Genomic DNA, 15767 nt, shown 5'->3' with positions numbered 1-15767 from the left:
GACGGCGTGAGGCGCCGCCCGCGCGATCCTTTCGGGCACGCCTTTCCCGGCGTGCCACGCTCGTAGCCGCCTGCCTTGCCTTGCGCGCGCGGTAGGCGTGCCGAGGCCGCAGCGACGGGACGGCGTCACCGTCCTGGCGCATCGGCCGTCGACGATCCGGTGCCGGCGCTCGCCGTTTCCCGCGGCCGGCCGATACCGCCCCGCCTTCGTCCGAGCCTTGCCGCCATTGGCCAGGCGCGCCGCGGCGATCTGGCGCCGTCGTAACTGATCGCCTGCCCGCCCTGCCCAGGCGCGGCCACACCCCGTATGCGCGCGCATCCCCGACGCTTGCCGGAAACGGGCGCCTTGGCTAAGGTGCGGCCCACGCTCAGGGGGGCGTCGCTCATGCTCAAACTCGCAGCCGCGCTCGCGGCCTTGCTCGTCGTACCCGTGGTGCAGGCGCAGGACGTCCCGACGGTGGCCGCAGCCGCGGACGCGACTGTCGCTCAGCCTGCCGCCGCGGATTCGCCTGCCACGACCGACGTATCGGCCGAGCGCATCGAGGTCATCCACACCTCGGTAATGCAGCACCGCTGCTGCCGCCTGCCGGCGGGCACGCAGGTGGACCTGCAACTCGGCGAAACCCTGTCCTCGGCGCGGCACAAGCGTGGCGACCGTTTCACGCTGCGCCTGAGTCAGCCGCTCGCGATCGACGGCGCCGAACCCATTCCGGCCGGCACGCCCGCGGTCGGCGAAGTGGTGCATGGCGCGCGCTCGCGCGGCGGCGGCGCGCCCGGCGAATTGCTGATCGCCGGCCGCTACCTGGAACACAACGGCCGCCAGATTCCGCTGCGCGGCCTGTCGGTGGGACAAAGCGGCCGCGAGCGCATCAACGGCGCGATGGGCGCGGCGTTCGTGATCGGCCCGTTCGCGATGTTCGTGCGCGGCAGCGAGATCGAAATTCCGGCCGATACCGTGCTGAGCGCCAAGCTCGCCCAGGATTTGGACCTGCCGCTGCTGGGCGCTACCACGGCCGAGCCGGCCCTCTCGCCAGCCGCCGCGCCAGCCCCCCTTTCTCCGTCGCCGTCCGCCCAGGCCGGCGACGCATCGTCCACCCAGGAGTAGTCCCGAAATGAAGATGAAGTTCCGTGTTTCCGCGATCGCGCTCGGCCTGATGCTGTCGGGCGCCGCGCTGGCCCAGGACGCCGCCCCGTCGGCGCCGACCGAGGAAAGCGCCGGCGCAAAGGCGACCGGCAAGATCGGCGCGCCGCCGGAGGGCAAGGGCCAGATCGTGTTCTTCCGTCCGTCCAAGTTCGTCGGCGGCGCAATGGGCTTCAAGGTCCGCGAGGGCGAGACCGAGCTGGGCAAGCTGAGCAACGGCAAGTACTTCGTCCACGTGGCCGAGCCCGGCGCACACGAGTACCGCGTGCACGGCGAGACCAAGGACGTGCTGAACATGGAAATCGAAGCCGGCGAGACCTACTACGTGCAGGGCACGATGGGCATGGGCATCGTGGCGGGCCGTCCGAATCTGTCGCCGACCGACGCGGCGGCGTTCAACGCGCTGGCGGACAAGCTGAAGCTGGCGAAGTAAGGCGCCGTCAGGCGGGGCGATTTCGCCTCGGGATCGCCGCAGTGCAGGTCGCGATGGCGAATTTGTAGCGGATCGAGGATCAAGCGCATTCGCGCTGTGCGCTCATCCCCTCACCCTAACCCTCTCCCGTGAACGGGAGAGGGGATATGTACTACGCCCTTATCTTTCTTTAACCCCTCTCCCGCTTGCGGGGTAAGGGGCAGCGCTAGCGAGCCATCGGCTCGCGCCGCACCGAACGCCCGACCGCGCAGCGGGCAGGCCGGGGTGTGGGTTGAGGTGAGGGCGCGCGAAGCGGCGGATCGCCGTGCAGGGTGCACCTGCGACGCACCTCAGCCGCCGCAGCCCTTACCCTCCACCGCCATCACCGCCGCAAACATCGGCACCGCCGCCAGCTGCTTGGCCGCGGCCTTGGCCTTCTCGTCGGCCAGATACAAACGCGCCTGACCCTGGCCGTCGAGCTTGGGCGGCGCCACGTCGGCCGGCTTGCGCCACACGCGCACCACCGCCTGCTGCGAGGCGCAGGCGGCGTTGGGCACGCGGATCAGATCGTTGAATTTCCATCCCGCGGCCAGCGAAGGCTGGGCCTTGGCGGCGTCGACGAAGCGCGCGCGCGGCTGGCAGTTGGGGCTGGTGCGGACCACGGCGAACTTGTACGGCTGCGCGGCCTGGCCGGTGAATTGGCCCTCCAGGCGCGCGCAGGCTTCCGGAATCTGGCGCAGGGTGTGCACCGCGCCCAGGGCCTGCGGCTGCCCGGCGGGGCGCTGGATTTCCGGGGTCGGATCGGCGGCCGAGGCCGGCAGCGACAGCGCGGCGGCGAACAGGGCGACGGCGATGCGCATGAACAGGCTCCATCGATACGTGACTGGGGTCGCAGGCTGGCACGCCGGGGCTGAACCTCGGTTTCACGAGGTTTCACAGGCCCGGAGCCTGTGCGATAGTCCCTGCGTTGCCGCGCCGGAACCCGGCTCGCGACCTGAAAATCTAGGTATTCCGTTGTCCTGATGTCCACTCTGGGGAGGGGTTCATGCTGGAGCAGTACGGTTTGACCTTGGCGCTGGCTTGCGCCGTCATCGCGATCCTCTACGGGATCATTTCCGCGCGCTGGATCAGCGCACAACCCGCCGGCAACGAACGCATGCAGGAGATCGCCGGCGCGATCCAGGAAGGCGCGCGCGCCTACCTCAACCGCCAGTACACCACCATCGCCGTTGCCGGCGCGGTGCTGTTCGTGGTCATCGGCATTTTCCTGAATTGGCCCACGGCGATCGGCTTCCTGATCGGCGCGGTGCTGTCCGGCGCCGCCGGCTACATCGGCATGAACGTGTCGGTGCGCGCCAACGTGCGCACCGCCGAGGCCGCGCGCAAGGGCATCGGCCCGGCGATGGACGTCGCGTTCCGCGGCGGCGCGATCACCGGCATGCTGGTGGTCGGCCTGGGCCTGCTGGGCGTGGCCGGCTACTGGCTGGTGCTGGGCAAGATGGGCATCACCGGCGAACCGGCGCTGCACGCGCTGGTCGGCCTGGCGTTCGGCTCGTCGCTGATCTCGATCTTCGCGCGACTGGGCGGCGGCATCTTCACCAAGGGCGCCGACGTCGGCGCCGACCTGGTGGGCAAGGTCGAGGCCGGCATTCCCGAGGACGACCCGCGCAACCCGGCGGTGATCGCCGACAACGTCGGCGACAACGTCGGCGACTGCGCCGGCATGGCCGCGGACCTGTTCGAAACCTATGCGGTGACGGTGATCGCGACCATGCTGCTGGGCGGGCTGATGATGGCCCAGGCCGGCACCCACGCGGTGCTGTACCCGCTGGTGCTGGGCGGCGTGTCGATCATCGCCTCGATCATCGGCGCCTTCTTCGTCAAGGTGAAGCAAGGCGGCTCGATCATGGGCGCGCTGTACAAGGGCGTGATCGTGTCGGCGGTGCTGGCGGCGATCGCGTTCTACCCGATCACCACCCAGCTGATGGCCGACTCGTCCTACGGCGCGATGAACCTGTACTGGTGCGCGTTGATCGGCCTGGTGCTGACCGGCGTCATCGTGTGGATCACCGAGTACTACACCGGCACCCAGTTCAAGCCGGTGCAGCACGTCGCGGCGGCCTCCACCACCGGTCACGGCACCAACATCATCGCCGGCCTGGGCGTGTCGATGAAGTCGACCGCGCTGCCGGTGATCGCGGTGTGTCTGGCGATCTGGGGCGCGCACGCGCTGGGCGGCCTGTACGGCATCGCCATCGCCGCGACCTCGATGCTGTCGATGGCCGGCATGATCGTGGCGCTGGACGCTTACGGCCCGATCACCGACAACGCCGGCGGCATCGCCGAAATGGCCGAGCTGCCGCCGGAGGTGCGCAACATCACCGATCCGCTGGACGCGGTGGGCAACACCACCAAGGCGGTGACCAAGGGCTATGCGATCGGCTCGGCCGCGCTGGCCGCGCTGGTGCTGTTCGCCGACTACACCCACAACCTGCAGGCCGCGCATCCGGGCACGGTGTTCTCCTTCGACCTGTCCGACCATTACGTGATCATCGGCCTGCTGATCGGCGGCCTGATCCCGTACCTGTTCGGCGCGATGGCGATGGAAGCCGTGGGCCGTGCGGCGGGCGCGGTGGTGGAAGAGGTGCGGCGCCAGTTCCGCGACATCCCCGGCATCATGCAGGGCACGGGCAAGCCGCAGTACGACAAGGCCGTGGACATGCTGACCAAGTCCGCGATCAAGGAAATGATCGTGCCGTCGCTGCTGCCGGTCGCGGTGCCGGTGGTGATCGGCCTGCTGCTGGGTCCGAAGGCGCTGGGCGGCTTGCTGATCGGCACCATCGTCACCGGCATTTTCGTCGCGATTTCGATGACCACCGGCGGCGGCGCCTGGGACAACGCCAAGAAGTACATCGAGGACGGCCACCACGGCGGCAAGGGTTCCGAGGCGCACAAGGCCGCGGTCACCGGCGACACCGTCGGCGATCCGTACAAGGACACCGCCGGCCCGGCGATCAATCCGCTGATCAAGATCATCAACATCGTCGCGCTGCTGCTGGTGCCCTTGCTGCCCAGCGGTGCCGCTCCGGGCGATGCGGCCGGCGTGCACGGCGCGCCGGTGGCCGCGCTGTCGGCGCCGGCCACGGTCGGCCCCGCCGCCGGCATGGCCGACACGCAGCCGGACTCGCTGGCCACGCTGTATTTCGAGAGCGGTTCGGCGGCGCTGCCGGCCGAGTTCGAAACCGCGCTGTCCAACGTCTATCACCGCATGCAGCGCGACCCGGCCCTGAAGGCGCGTGTGTCCGGCTTCCACGACCGCAGCGGCGATCCGGCCGCCAACGCCGAGCTGGCCAAGCAGCGCGCGTCGGTGGTCAAGGACTGGCTGATCGCGCAGGGCCTGTCGGCCGATCGCGTGAGCATGGACAAGCCGGTGGAAACCGAAGGCGACGGCACCGCCAAGGAAGCGCGCCGGGTCGAGGTACGACTCGATTAAGCGCACGCCGCTCGCCTAACCTGGAAACGGCGGCTACGGCCGCCGTTTCCTTTTGCGCCCGCCGGACTCGCGCGCGCGGCGCGCTCAGCGATACCCGCGTTCGAACTGCGCGAACTCCTGTTCCAGGCGCCACTGCAGGCGCGCTTTCGCACTGCCCTGCAGGTAACGCGCGCAATCGGCGTCGCCCGCATCGCGTGCGCAGGCGCTCACGCGCGCAGCGCCGGCGCGGCCCTGCCACAGGCTGGCGCCGGGCAGGAAGGCGTACTCCAAACTGTCGCGCGCGAGCTGCTTGAGCTGCGCATAGCCCAGGCCCTGCTCCTGCGCCGCGCGCAGGTACTCGTGGCTCAAATCGCTGCGCAGCACGCCCTGATCGTCGGTGGACAGCACCACCGGCACGCCGTACGCCAGGTAGGTCCGCAGCGGGTGCTGCGCGCCCTGCACGCCCAGGATGGCGGCGTTGCTGCTGAGGTTGATCTCCACCGCCACGCGCTCGCGCGCCATGCGTTGCAGCAGCTCGCGCGCATCGGTTTCGTAGGCGATATCGACGCCGTGGCCGATGCGTCTGGCGCCGGCCACCGCGACCGCATCGCGCACGTGGTGACGCAGTTCGCGCGGCGGCACCAGGCCCAGGGTCAGTTCGCCGGCATGCAGCGACGAGGAAACGCGCGGATGCCGCTGCTTGAAGTAGGCGAACATGCGCATGTGCGTCGCGTAATCGCGCAGCGCCGACGGATGATGCTCCGGCCCGACGATGTTGACGCCGACCCAGCGCGGGTCGGCCTCGGCCAGGGCGTAGCCGTAGGCCATCGCGGCGAAGGCCTGCGCGGGCGGGCGATGCCGCGGCACCGGAATCTGGTAGCGCACTTCGACCGCGCACGCGGGCCGCGCCTGTGCGCCGCCGCAGGCGTTGGCGGCGGCATAGGCCGCCTCGTCGCGGTCCAGTTCGGCGCGCGCCTGCGCCACCGCCGCCGGCAACAAGGGGGCCAGCGCCGCCATCAGCGCATCCGGGTCGCTGCCGTCCAGGCCGCTGGCCTTGGCCGCGTCCAGCAAGGCCTGCGCGGCGCGCGGCATCGTCATCAACTCCAGATAGAGGACGCGGTCGTCCGCGGCCAGCTCGCGCGCGGCCGCGGTCACGCGCCCGGCATCGCCGGAGGACAGCGCGCGGAAGCCGTCGAAGCTGGCGAAGAAGCGGTCGGCGTCGGGCAGGCTGGCGTTGCGCATCGACAGCGCGTCGATGGCGCGGCTGTAGGCGGCGTAGTCGCGGCTGGCCAGATCGCGCACCGGCACGGCGGCCGGGGCCTCGCAGGGCGGGCGCACGATGCGGTGGCTGTCGGTGGCGACGCAGTAGTCCTGATCCGCCGCCCAGCGCAGGAAATCCTCGGCATACACCGAGCCGGTGGCGTGGTTATGCAGGTCGCCGCCCTTGGGCATGGCCTGCAGGAACATGCGCAGCTGCGGCGGGCTGCCGGCGATGCGGTCGAAGTACGCGGCCGTGCGCGCCTCGCCGGGGTCGCCCTTGGCCTGCGCACCCAGGCTGGCGCCCAGCAGCGCCGCCGCCACGCCCAGGCCGATCCAGCGGTTGCCTTGGTCCATCCCTGCTGCCTTTGCTTGAGCGATCCGTGGCCCCGAATGATAGGAGGCCCGACGCGTCCGCGCTGCCCGCTCGCGCGCCTCGCGCCACCGGCCGGGCCGTCCGGAGCCCGTCGCCGGGTCGCCGCCGTTCAGTCCCGGCGGGCCTCCATGCTGCATCGCAACAGCCGGCCGCGTAGAATGCCCGCTCTTTCTACCGGCCCGCCCCTCGGCGGGCCAACAGCAGTCGGAGCTACGCATGGGCCTGGACCTCGTCCCCACCGGCAAGAACCCGCCGGAAGAGATCAACGTCATCATCGAAATCCCCAAGGACGCCGAGCCGGTCAAGTACGAGGTCGACAAGGCCTCCGGTGCGATCTTCGTCGACCGCATCCTGTCCACGCCGATGCGTTACCCCTGCAACTACGGCTACGTGCCGCACACCCTGTGCGGCGACGGCGATCCGGCCGACGTGCTGGTGGTGCTGCCGCTGCCGCTGATCCCCGGCTCGGTCATCCGCTGCCGTCCGGTCGGCGTGCTGCGCATGACCGACGAAGCCGGCGGCGACGAAAAGCTGCTGGCGGTGCCGATCGACAAGGTGTTCGCCGGCTACAGCCACATCTCCGACATCGAGCAGGTCAGCCAGCACTGGCTGGACCGGATCGGCCACTTCTTCGAGCACTACAAGGATTTGGAGAAGGGCAAGTGGGTCAAGCTGGACGGCTGGGGCAAGGCCGCCGAAGCCAAGCAGATCCTGCTGGAAGCGATCGACCGCTACAACGCGACCGAAGAAAGCGACAAGCCGAAGTTCTGAGGCGGATGCTGGATCGGGTGTGACAGGGGCCGCCTTTGGGCGGCCTTTGTTTTTGGGGGCTGCACCCATGCGGCGAACAGCTGCCCTCCCCCAACCCGCACCCCGACGCGCCCGCTGCGCGGTCGGGCATTCGGTGCGGCGCGAGCCAATGGCTCGCAAACGCCGCCCCTCCTCCCGCGAGCGAGGGAGGGGCCAGAAGGACGTCGCCTGCCTTCCCTTCTCCCAGCTAAGTGAGAGGAGCTGAAAGCACGTCGCTTGCGTTCCCTTCTACCGCTCGCGGCGACCGAAGGAAGTGCAAAGCTGAGAAGGGGCCTGGAGGGCGGACGAGGACCGCGCGTGGGAGAGCTCAGAGCTGGCCGGTACGCTTGCCCCAGGGGCCCCAGCGCTCAGGCGTTATCGCCCACCGCGCGCTGCTGCTCCGCGCTGCCACCGCCGACCGGCGCGTCGCCGGCGACCGCGAACTTGGCCACGATGGTCATCATCGCGTTGAACCAGCGCAACTCGTTGCGCAGCCGGATGGTCTGGCTGGGCCCTTTGACTTCGTCGATGAAGCGCTGCAACGCGTCGCGGTAGCGCGCGCGGCCTTCCGCGCGCTCGCCGTATTCGAACCACAGCCCCTGCCAGGTACGCGCGAACCGCATCGCGGCCTGACGCACCTGTTGCAGCTGCGGATGCGGCTCGGCATCGGCGAACAGCAGGCCGAAGTGGGCGTTGAGCTCCCAGGGGTTCATCACCGCGGGCACGTTGACCGTCTCGCAGGGAAAGTGCGCGACCACGTCCGCTTGCGGCACGACGTTCTGCTGCGGCCAGCCCGCGGGCGGCACGTTGTGCGGGCGTCCGCGTCCGACCAGTTCCCAGAATTCGCCGCCGCCGACGGTGTCGACGACCAGATGGATGCGCGACTCCACCGCGTCGTTGATGACCCGGTGCTGGCGCCAGGTGTCGAAGATCCAGCATTCGCCGGCGGCCATGTTGATCGCCGCGTCGCCGCACTCGAAGCGCACCGTCGGCTGGGTCACGATCGGCACGTGCACGCGCACGCGCTCGGCCCAGTAATAGCCCTGATCGGCGTGGCGGGTGACCTCGGCATGGCCGGACAGGCGCATCAGGCGGCTGCGGCCGACGGTGGCGCCCAGGCTGGCGAAGACCTGGCTCAGATAGGGGCAGCGCAGCAGTTCCGGGGTGGGCCGCATGCGCCCGGAAAAGGCCTCGTTGGCCGGATCGCCGTCCACCGCGACCAGCGGCAGCATCGAATTGCCGGCGAAGCCCTGCGGGTGCGGGCGCCACGGCCCCTCGCCCAGGGCGGCGATCTCGGCGGCCAGCCGCGCGGCGTCGAACGCCAGCGGCAACTGGATGAACGGCACCTGCAATTTCATCGGACGGTCCGGAAGGCGACCGCCCTATCGTACACAGGACCGCGAAGCCGTCGCCACGCCCGTCGGCGCGCCGCAAGCGGGCACGCAAAAACAGGCACGCAAAAAAAAGGAGGCGGGCCATAAGCCCGCCTCCCCGTACTGCATGTCGCCTACAACCTTGGAACCGTCGATCAGAAGCGCTGACGGTACTGCAGGTAGTAGTAACGGCCCGGCAGGTCGTACTGCGGGTCGAACATGTTGTACTTCGCGGTCAGCGACAGCGGCGGATCCTTGTCGAACACGTTGTTCGCGCCGACCGAGACGGTGGCGTTCCACGGCGTGTTGTAGCGGAACTGCATGTCGTGGTACGTGGTCGCGCCCAGGTGGTTACGCGGCGCGCGACCGTCGGCGGTCACGCGGTTCGGATCCGAGCAGTAAGCCTGCGCGTTCGCACCGGTGAACGGGCAGACCTCGTCGATACCCGACTTGTAGCGCATGCCCCAGGTCGCACCGAAGTCGCCCTTGCTCCAATCCAGGTACAGGTTGGACTTGATGCGCCAGTACGGATCGTTCGGCAGGTACAGGCCCTGACGCTCCTCGGCAGCCGAATCTTCGGTCGCGGTGGCGATCCACTTGGAGGTGTACGACGTGTCCCAGGTGATCGAGAACTTGCCGTAGACCGTTTCCGGCAGACGGTAGTTCAAGGTCATGTCGTAGCCTTCGACCTCGTACTGGGCGAGGTTGAGCAGCGGCATCTCGAGCTTGTCGATGATGTTCGGGTTGCCGGCCGAGGTGCCGCCGCGCTGGTACAGACCGCAGTAAGCCGCCTGCTCGCCCGGGGTACCGGCGTAGCACTTGTCGAGGATGAACTGCGCTTCCGGACGGGTGATCGCGTTCTCGATCTTGACCTTGTACCAGTCCAGCGCGATGTCGAAGCCCTGCAGCCAGCTCGGGCTGTACACGAAGCCCAGGGTCTTGCTGGTCGAGGTTTCCGGCGACAGCTGGTCGTTGGAGGTCCAGGTGAACGCTTCCAGCGTCTGGCGCGACGAACCGTCGCCCGGCTGCACGAAGTTGGTCGGCACGCCTTCGGCGGCGCAACGGGCAGCGACCTGCGGGTTGCTGCGCAGCGGCGAGTGGCTCGAGCACGGATCGATGTAGCTCTCGAACGAGTCGGTGTTGCCGCCGTAGAGGTTGCTGATGCTCGGGGCGCGGAAGCCCTCCGACCAGTTACCGCGGATCAGCAGGTCGTCGATCGGCTTCCAGCGGAAACCGAACTTGCTGTTCAGCGTGTTGCCGAAGTTGCTGAAGTCCGAGTAACGCGTGGCGACCGAGAAGTCGAGCAGCTTGGCGAACGGCAGGTCGGACAGCACCGGCACGGCGACTTCGAGGTAGAACTCGTCCAGCGAGTACGAACCGGCCGTGGGCGAACGCGCGTTGCCCGTGCTCAGGCCGGCGGCGATGAACGCGTCCGGATCGAACTGGCCGCTCTCGCTGCGGTGCTCATAGCCCGCGGCGAAGCCCAGCGGGCCGGCCGGCAGGTCGACGATGTCGCCGCTGACGTTGAGGGTGTAGCTCTTGGACTCGACCTTGGCCGAATCGTGCGCGGTGAAGCCGGTGTACGCCAGGCCTTCCGGCGTGATCGAACCCAGGCCGCCCAGCGGATTGATCGGCACGCAGCCGGCGATGACGGAACCGCCCGGAGCGGTCACGCACACGGCCTTGCCGTCGCGCATTTCCGACGGACCGTAGGCGTTGCGCAGCGCGGCCAGGTTGAACAGGCCGTAGGTCAGGGTGTTCTCGTCCGACTTGTCGTAACGGTAGCCCGCGTCCCAATCGAACTGACGGTCGCCGACGCTGAAGTAGCCTTCCAGGCCGCCGTAGAAGTGGAAGTTCTTGACGTCCTGGTTGTACGAACGGCCGCCGGTTTCCTGGAAGCGGCGGTTGACGCCGATCAGGTCGCGCACGCCCTTGTACTCGGCCGGAGCGTACAGGCTGTCCTTGCTCAGGGTCAGGCCGGTGACCGGCATCGCCGCGAGCAGCTGCTCCGACAGGCGCTGGTTGTACAGCGTCTCGGTGCGGAAGGTCAGGTTGTCGGTGATGTTGAACGTGCCCTGCGCGAACAGCGAGGTGCGCTCCTGCGGGGTCAGCAGGTAGTTGTCCGGCGCGGTGTTGTAGCCATGCACGGACGACTGGTACGGAACCTTGTTGCCCTGCGCGTCGAGGACGTAACGCACGTCGTCGTCGGGATCGGTCGAGGTGCCCATGTCGTCGACGAACGAACCCGGGAAGCCGGTGCCGCTCTGGCCGCTGAAGAACGGCGCGCCGCCAGCGGAGATCTTGCGGGCGCCGGCCATGACGGCCTCTTCCTTGACGTAGGACGCGCCGAGCAGCAGCGAGGAGCGGTCGTTGCTGACGCCCAGGCTGAAGTCGTAAGCCTGACGGTCGCCGTCCTGCTGGCTGTACTGGCCGATGTAGGCGCCGGCTTCGGCACCTTCGAAGTTGCGACGGGTGATGATGTTGACCACGCCGGCGATGGCGTCGGAACCGTAGATGGTCGACGCGCCGTCCTTCAGCACTTCCACGCGCTCGATGATCGAGGCCGGGATGGTGTTGAGGTCGACCGAGCCGTCGAGCTGGGTGGTCCAGCGGCGGCCGTTGACGAGGACCAGGGTACGGCTGGAGCCGAGGTTACGCAGGCTGATGCCCGAGGAACCGTCGCCGCCGTTGTTGAAGGTCGAGTTCAGCGCGGCGCCGTTGCTGGAGATGCGCTGCAGCACGTCGGCGACCGAGGTCACGCCCTGCTTGTCGATCTCGGCGCGGGTCAGGGTGAAGATCGGCTGCGAAGTTTCGATGTCGGCGCGCTTGATGCGCGAGCCGGTGACCTCGATGCGATCGAGCGTCGTAGCGTCTTGGGCGGGAGCTGCATCGGCTTCTTGGGCGCTGGCAAACGCCGGCACCAGTGCGATCGCGATACCGGCCGGCAGCAAGCCCAGCCGCACCGCGGGACGCAAATTGCGATGGTTCATCTATCTCTCTCCAGGTAATCGTTATGGGCGTGTTAAAACGCCCAGCAAAATTACGTTCCGGTGGCCGCCGCTGCTTTGCGCGCGAGGCCGAGAGACTTTGCCGAGTCGGTCCGCGAGCTCATACCGACGTTGTCGTCAGCGATCGCGCGACGATGAATCGCGAGCAAAAAAAACGCGTGCGGGACGCACGCGCGCAGTCATCGCTGCCAATCGAATCGGTTGCGCGCGACGATCGATGCGATCGTCGCGGCATTTCGCCGCGAATCGGCGCGCGTGCACGCATCGGCATGCACGCGCGCCCGTGACGCATCAGGTGCCGGTGGCGAGCATCTCTTTGCGCGTGCGGCTCGCGGACTTTGCCGAATCGGCCCGCGTAGCCGCGCCGCTGGCCGCGGCGCTGCGATAACGCGTGGCCGAGACGCCGAAACGCGCACGGAACGCACGCGCGAAGCTGCAGCAGTTGTCGAAGCCGCTGGCGGCGGCGACTTCGCCGATCATCATCGTGGTGCTCTTGAGCAGATCGGCCGCGTGCTCCAGACGCATGCGCGCCGAGGCCGCCTGCGGACTCTCTTCATATAAAGAGTGGAAAGTCTTGGAGAAGTACCAGCTGGAGAAGCTGGTGAGTTCGGCCAATTCGCTGATGCGCACCACGCGGTCGCAATTGCCTTCCAGATACAGACGCGCGCGTTGCAGGCGACCGAACACCTGGCGCTTGCGGCTGCGCGAGCGGCCCGGGCAACGCGGAATGCGCGAAGCCAGATCGCGCTGGATGCCGGCCAGGTGCAACAGGATCGGACGCAGCGCGGTGACTTCGGCCGGGGCCTCGGTGTCGGCGGCGCGCACGCTGGCCTGGCGCCACAGGCGCAGGGCGACGCGGGCGTCGCGACGGGTCATGCGGCCGCGACCGGCGTACAGGCCGCAGTCGGTGAAGCGCGACATCGCCTTGAGCGCGTCGGCACTGAGGTTCAGGCCCACGCACAGGCCGTGACGGTCGGCCTGCAGGACCGGCTTGGAGTCGCGCTCGAAGGCGATCCAATCGCCACGACGCAGACGGAACTTGCCTTCCTTGGCTTCGACCCAGGACGCGCCGCGCAGCTGCACCCAGATCGAGAAGTTGGTGCCCGACAGCTGTGCGCTGCCGAGGCGGGAGACGCCGACGCAGCTACCCGCCGCTGCGTTGTCCGGGCTGTCGAGCTGCAGCAGCTGCCCGCGATCCGCCCATTGCGCTTGCTCCATTGGTCCACCTCATGTGCCGAGAATGGCCATAGCTTTTGCCGCAGCCGCAGGGCGGCTTCAGGAAAGTTGTCGGAGAGTTATGCGAAATCGCAACGAGGGCAAAACCGAAGAACTTCCGAAAGCACATTCCGCTTTCGGATCAATTACTTGAACCAACCCGGCACTTCGGTCTTCGGGGCCGGCAACAGGTCCATGTAACCGATATCGGCGCCGTCCCACTCGACCAGGGCCACGTACACGGCGTCGCCGCGCGGGCTGACAGAGAAGCCGTTGACCGCGGCGCGCCGGCTTTGGTCCAGGCACAGCGGCGGCGCCGTGGTGGCGTCTCCCAGGCCGATGCGACGCAGGCGGGCGGCACAATTCTGCAGCTGCTCCAGGTAGCGGATCTCGCCGTCGCCGGCCACCGCCCACAGGCGGTAGCGGTCGGAGATCGGTTCTTCGGCGTTCAGCTCGCGCACGCTGCCCGGCGACAGCGCCAGGTCGGCCTGCCACAGGCCGCTGCGGGTGGGCCGGGTGAACAGCACGCGCTGGCCGACCGGGTCGATCTGGGCCTGGGACACGTCGTCGATCGCGGCCAGGGCCCGCATCGGGCTGGCGCGGCGGTCGTACAGGTGCAGGCGCAGGTGGCCGTCGCCGGCCGCGGCCAGCACCAACAGGCGGTTGGGGTCGGGCAGGTACAGGGCCTGCACGGGCTCGGTCAGCGGCAGGTCCAGCTGCGAGACCCGGCCGCTGGACGGCACCACTTCGTGCACCACCGCGCGGCCGGCGCGGTCGCGGCCGCTGACCAGCACGCTGCGCGCGTCGGCCGACCAGCTGGAGACATAGCGCGTGGCCGGCTGCACACCGGCGATCATGCGCAGCGATTCCGGCCGCTGCAGGTCCGCCCACCACAGGCCGTTGCTGCCGGAGCGGTCGGACACGAACACCATCTGCCGCGAATCGGGCGCGATCGAGGGCAGCACGTCGCGCGCCGACGAGGCGAACAGCGGCTCGACCACGTGCACCAGGCCGCCGGACTGCGCGGGCAGCATCACCCGGTACAGCCCGAAGTACGGCTTGCGCTGCACGAACACCGCCGCTTCGCGGCTGCGCGCGGCGACCGGGCTCTGGGCGTCGACGATGCCGGTGTCGGTGATGCGGCCGCTGTCGAAATCGAGCCGGTACATGCGCACGTCGCCGTCGACGGCGCGCCCGAACAGCACCCCGCTGCCGTCGGGCAGCCAGTCCCAACCGCGGATGTCGGCGCGCAGCTCGGTCAGGCGCTCGGCTTCGCCGCCTTCGGCGGGCACGCGCCAGAAATCGCCCAGCGGCGCGTTGCGCACGAACGCGATCCAGCGCCCGTCGGGCGAGTAACGCGGCGCGCTGTCCAGGTCGGCGCGGCCGCGCCGGTAGTTCAAGGCGGTCCACTCGCCGCTGGCCAGGTCGAGCTGGCGCATGCCGACCACGCCCAGCGCGGTGGGCATGCTGCCGAACACCAGGCCGTGGCTGTCGGGCGTCCAGTCGAAACTGGGCGGACTGCGGTGGTCGCAGGTGCCGACCTCGCGCTCGGCGCCGCCGTTGGCCGCGATCATCATGATCCGGCAGGCGCTGCCGGGCTCCAGGCGCAGGAAGGCGATCCAGCGCCCGTCCGGCGACCACGCCGGCGCGCTGTCCTCGGCGGCGCCGCTGGGATGGCTGAGCATGCGCGGCTGGGTCTGATCGGTGGTCTGGACCATGATCGCGGTGGCGCGCGCGCGTTCGGGTATCGCGACGTAGGCCACCATCGACGCATCCGGCGACAGCGTCGGCGCCAGTTCGAAGCCCGGCATCGAGGTGATCAGTCGATACGGCCGCTCGCTGGGCAGCGGTATCGCGTTGGCCGCGCGCGCGTCCTGCGGCGGCGCCGGCGCGCGCAGCATCGACCACAGCACGATCGCGCCGACCAGCACCGCCACCGCGACGATCACGCCCAGGATCGAGCTCCAGGCGCCGCGCGCGCTGGGCGCGGCGACGGCGGGAATCGCGTCCACGGTGTCGGAGGCGTGCGCATCGGGAAACGCCGGATGTTCGGCGGTGGTGCGCGAGGGATCGACCAAGGCGGCGGCCGGCGTCGCGCGCTCGCTGCGTGCGGCGTGGCCCGCGTCGGCCTCGACGCCCAGCCACACCACCGGCGTCAGCAGGCGATAGCCGTTCTTGGCGATGGTCTCGATGTAGCGCGGATTGCCGCGCTCGTCGTCGAAGGCCTTGCGCAGCTGGGTGATGGCCTGGGTGATGACGTCGTTGGTCGGCAGCGTGTCGGGCCAGACCTCGGCCAGCAGCGCGTCGCGGCTCACTACCCGGCCCTGGTGCTCGATCAGGCTCAGCAGCACGCCCATGGCCTTGGGCGTGATGCGGCGCGCGCGGCGCGCGCCGGGCGCGAGGATCTCGCGCAGCGGCACGTCCACCAGGCAATCGCCCACGCGCACCCGCTCAGACGGCGGCTGCGGCTGTGGCGATGGCTCAGGGGGTCGTGACATGAATCCTGCAATGGTCGCGGCGTGCCGGTCGGTCGTCATGTGCCTGAAGACCTGAATGGTCAACGGCCAGACCCGGCACAACGCTGGGGCGCGAACGGGCTAACGCGCCTGAGGACACCATTCTAACGTCGCCAGGTACCTCCGCATTCATCGCGGGTGGCACACAGGCCCTCTCTCGCCGACGTCCTACAGAACGTATCGTTCCACTTTCGCGTCGCGGCCTTCAC

General features: G+C 69.2%; 11 protein-coding genes and 1 pseudogene. 6 read left to right on the top strand and 6 right to left on the bottom strand.

Annotated elements, in window-relative coordinates; genetic code table 11:
* Nucleotides 1-306 precede the first annotated feature (306 nt).
* On the top strand, nt 307-1104 hold the full coding sequence (locus tag LVB77_RS05210; protein ID WP_232909147.1) for a hypothetical protein: 798 nt from the start codon (nt 307-309) through the stop codon (nt 1102-1104).
* Between the two features lie 7 nt (nt 1105-1111).
* A complete protein-coding gene (locus tag LVB77_RS05205) occupies nt 1112-1573 on the top strand; it encodes a DUF2846 domain-containing protein (protein WP_232909146.1) in 462 nt (153 codons plus the stop codon).
* Between the two features lie 329 nt (nt 1574-1902).
* On the opposite strand, the gene LVB77_RS05200 is transcribed toward LVB77_RS05205, so the two are convergent.
* A complete protein-coding gene (locus LVB77_RS05200; protein WP_232909145.1) occupies nt 1903-2412 on the bottom strand; it encodes a hypothetical protein in 510 nt (169 codons plus the stop codon).
* Nucleotides 2413-2597: 185 nt separating this feature from the next.
* Here LVB77_RS05200 and LVB77_RS05195 point away from each other — a divergent pair.
* Together LVB77_RS05195 and LVB77_RS05190 are read left to right on the top strand one after the other, a co-directional pair.
* Nucleotides 2598-4622, top strand: a pseudogene (locus LVB77_RS05195) (sodium-translocating pyrophosphatase); the annotation flags it as partial.
* A gap of 93 nt (nt 4623-4715) precedes the next feature.
* Nucleotides 4716-5045, top strand: coding sequence for an OmpA family protein (locus LVB77_RS05190; RefSeq protein ID WP_232910157.1), 330 nt, complete (start codon nt 4716-4718; stop codon nt 5043-5045).
* 84 nt (nt 5046-5129) lie between these two features.
* Here LVB77_RS05190 and LVB77_RS05185 read toward each other — a convergent pair whose 3' ends face one another.
* On the bottom strand, nt 5130-6638 hold the full coding sequence (locus LVB77_RS05185; protein ID WP_232909144.1) for an adenosine deaminase: 1509 nt from the start codon (nt 6636-6638) through the stop codon (nt 5130-5132).
* Nucleotides 6639-6873: 235 nt separating this feature from the next.
* On the opposite strand from LVB77_RS05185, the gene ppa reads away from it, so the two are divergent.
* Nucleotides 6874-7428, top strand: coding sequence for an inorganic diphosphatase (gene ppa, locus LVB77_RS05180; protein WP_232909143.1), 555 nt, complete (start codon nt 6874-6876; stop codon nt 7426-7428).
* A 386-nt stretch (nt 7429-7814) separates the two neighbouring features.
* Here ppa and LVB77_RS05175 read toward each other — a convergent pair whose 3' ends face one another.
* On the bottom strand, nt 7815-8804 hold the full coding sequence (locus LVB77_RS05175) for an aspartyl/asparaginyl beta-hydroxylase domain-containing protein (RefSeq protein ID WP_232909142.1): 990 nt from the start codon (nt 8802-8804) through the stop codon (nt 7815-7817).
* A 170-nt stretch (nt 8805-8974) separates the two neighbouring features.
* Nucleotides 8975-11809 (bottom strand): TonB-dependent receptor, encoded by a 2835-nt coding sequence (locus LVB77_RS05170; protein WP_232909141.1) that lies wholly within the window; start codon nt 11807-11809, stop codon nt 8975-8977.
* 152 nt (nt 11810-11961) lie between these two features.
* Here LVB77_RS05170 and LVB77_RS05165 point away from each other — a divergent pair, with 152 nt between their 5' ends.
* On the top strand, nt 11962-12114 hold the full coding sequence (locus tag LVB77_RS05165; protein WP_232909140.1) for a hypothetical protein: 153 nt from the start codon (nt 11962-11964) through the stop codon (nt 12112-12114).
* Between the two features lie 4 nt (nt 12115-12118).
* On the opposite strand, the gene LVB77_RS05160 is transcribed toward LVB77_RS05165, so the two are convergent.
* Nucleotides 12119-13045, bottom strand: coding sequence for a helix-turn-helix transcriptional regulator (locus LVB77_RS05160; RefSeq protein WP_232909139.1), 927 nt, complete (start codon nt 13043-13045; stop codon nt 12119-12121).
* Nucleotides 13046-13188: 143 nt separating this feature from the next.
* The gene (locus LVB77_RS05155) at nt 13189-15483 is read right to left on the bottom strand and encodes a winged helix-turn-helix domain-containing protein (protein WP_232909138.1); all 2295 of its coding nucleotides are present in this window, start codon (nt 15481-15483) and stop codon (nt 13189-13191) included.
* Between the last annotated feature and the right edge of the window lie 284 nt (nt 15484-15767).

The sequence above is a fragment of the Lysobacter sp. 5GHs7-4 genome, assembly GCF_021284765.1.
Lineage (GTDB): Bacteria > Pseudomonadota > Gammaproteobacteria > Xanthomonadales > Xanthomonadaceae > Lysobacter.
This window is presented reverse-complemented; position numbering and strand designations above follow the sequence as displayed.

Bases quoted from the DNA above. Each gene is read 5' to 3' on its own strand.
- LVB77_RS05175 (WP_232909142.1), bottom strand. From the start codon at position 8,804: ATGAAATTGCAGGTGCCGTTCATCCAGTTGCCGCTGGCGTTCGACGCC.
- LVB77_RS05205 (WP_232909146.1), top strand. From the start codon at position 1,112: ATGAAGATGAAGTTCCGTGTTTCCGCGATCGCGCTCGGCCTGATGCTG.
- LVB77_RS05200 (WP_232909145.1), bottom strand. From the start codon at position 2,412: ATGCGCATCGCCGTCGCCCTGTTCGCCGCCGCGCTGTCGCTGCCGGCC.
- LVB77_RS05210 (WP_232909147.1), top strand. From the start codon at position 307: ATGCGCGCGCATCCCCGACGCTTGCCGGAAACGGGCGCCTTGGCTAAG.
- LVB77_RS05165 (WP_232909140.1), top strand. From the start codon at position 11,962: ATGAATCGCGAGCAAAAAAAACGCGTGCGGGACGCACGCGCGCAGTCA.
- LVB77_RS05170 (WP_232909141.1), bottom strand. From the start codon at position 11,809: ATGAACCATCGCAATTTGCGTCCCGCGGTGCGGCTGGGCTTGCTGCCG.
- LVB77_RS05185 (WP_232909144.1), bottom strand. From the start codon at position 6,638: ATGGACCAAGGCAACCGCTGGATCGGCCTGGGCGTGGCGGCGGCGCTG.
- ppa (WP_232909143.1), top strand. From the start codon at position 6,874: ATGGGCCTGGACCTCGTCCCCACCGGCAAGAACCCGCCGGAAGAGATC.
- LVB77_RS05160 (WP_232909139.1), bottom strand. From the start codon at position 13,045: ATGGAGCAAGCGCAATGGGCGGATCGCGGGCAGCTGCTGCAGCTCGAC.
- LVB77_RS05190 (WP_232910157.1), top strand. From the start codon at position 4,716: ATGGCCGACACGCAGCCGGACTCGCTGGCCACGCTGTATTTCGAGAGC.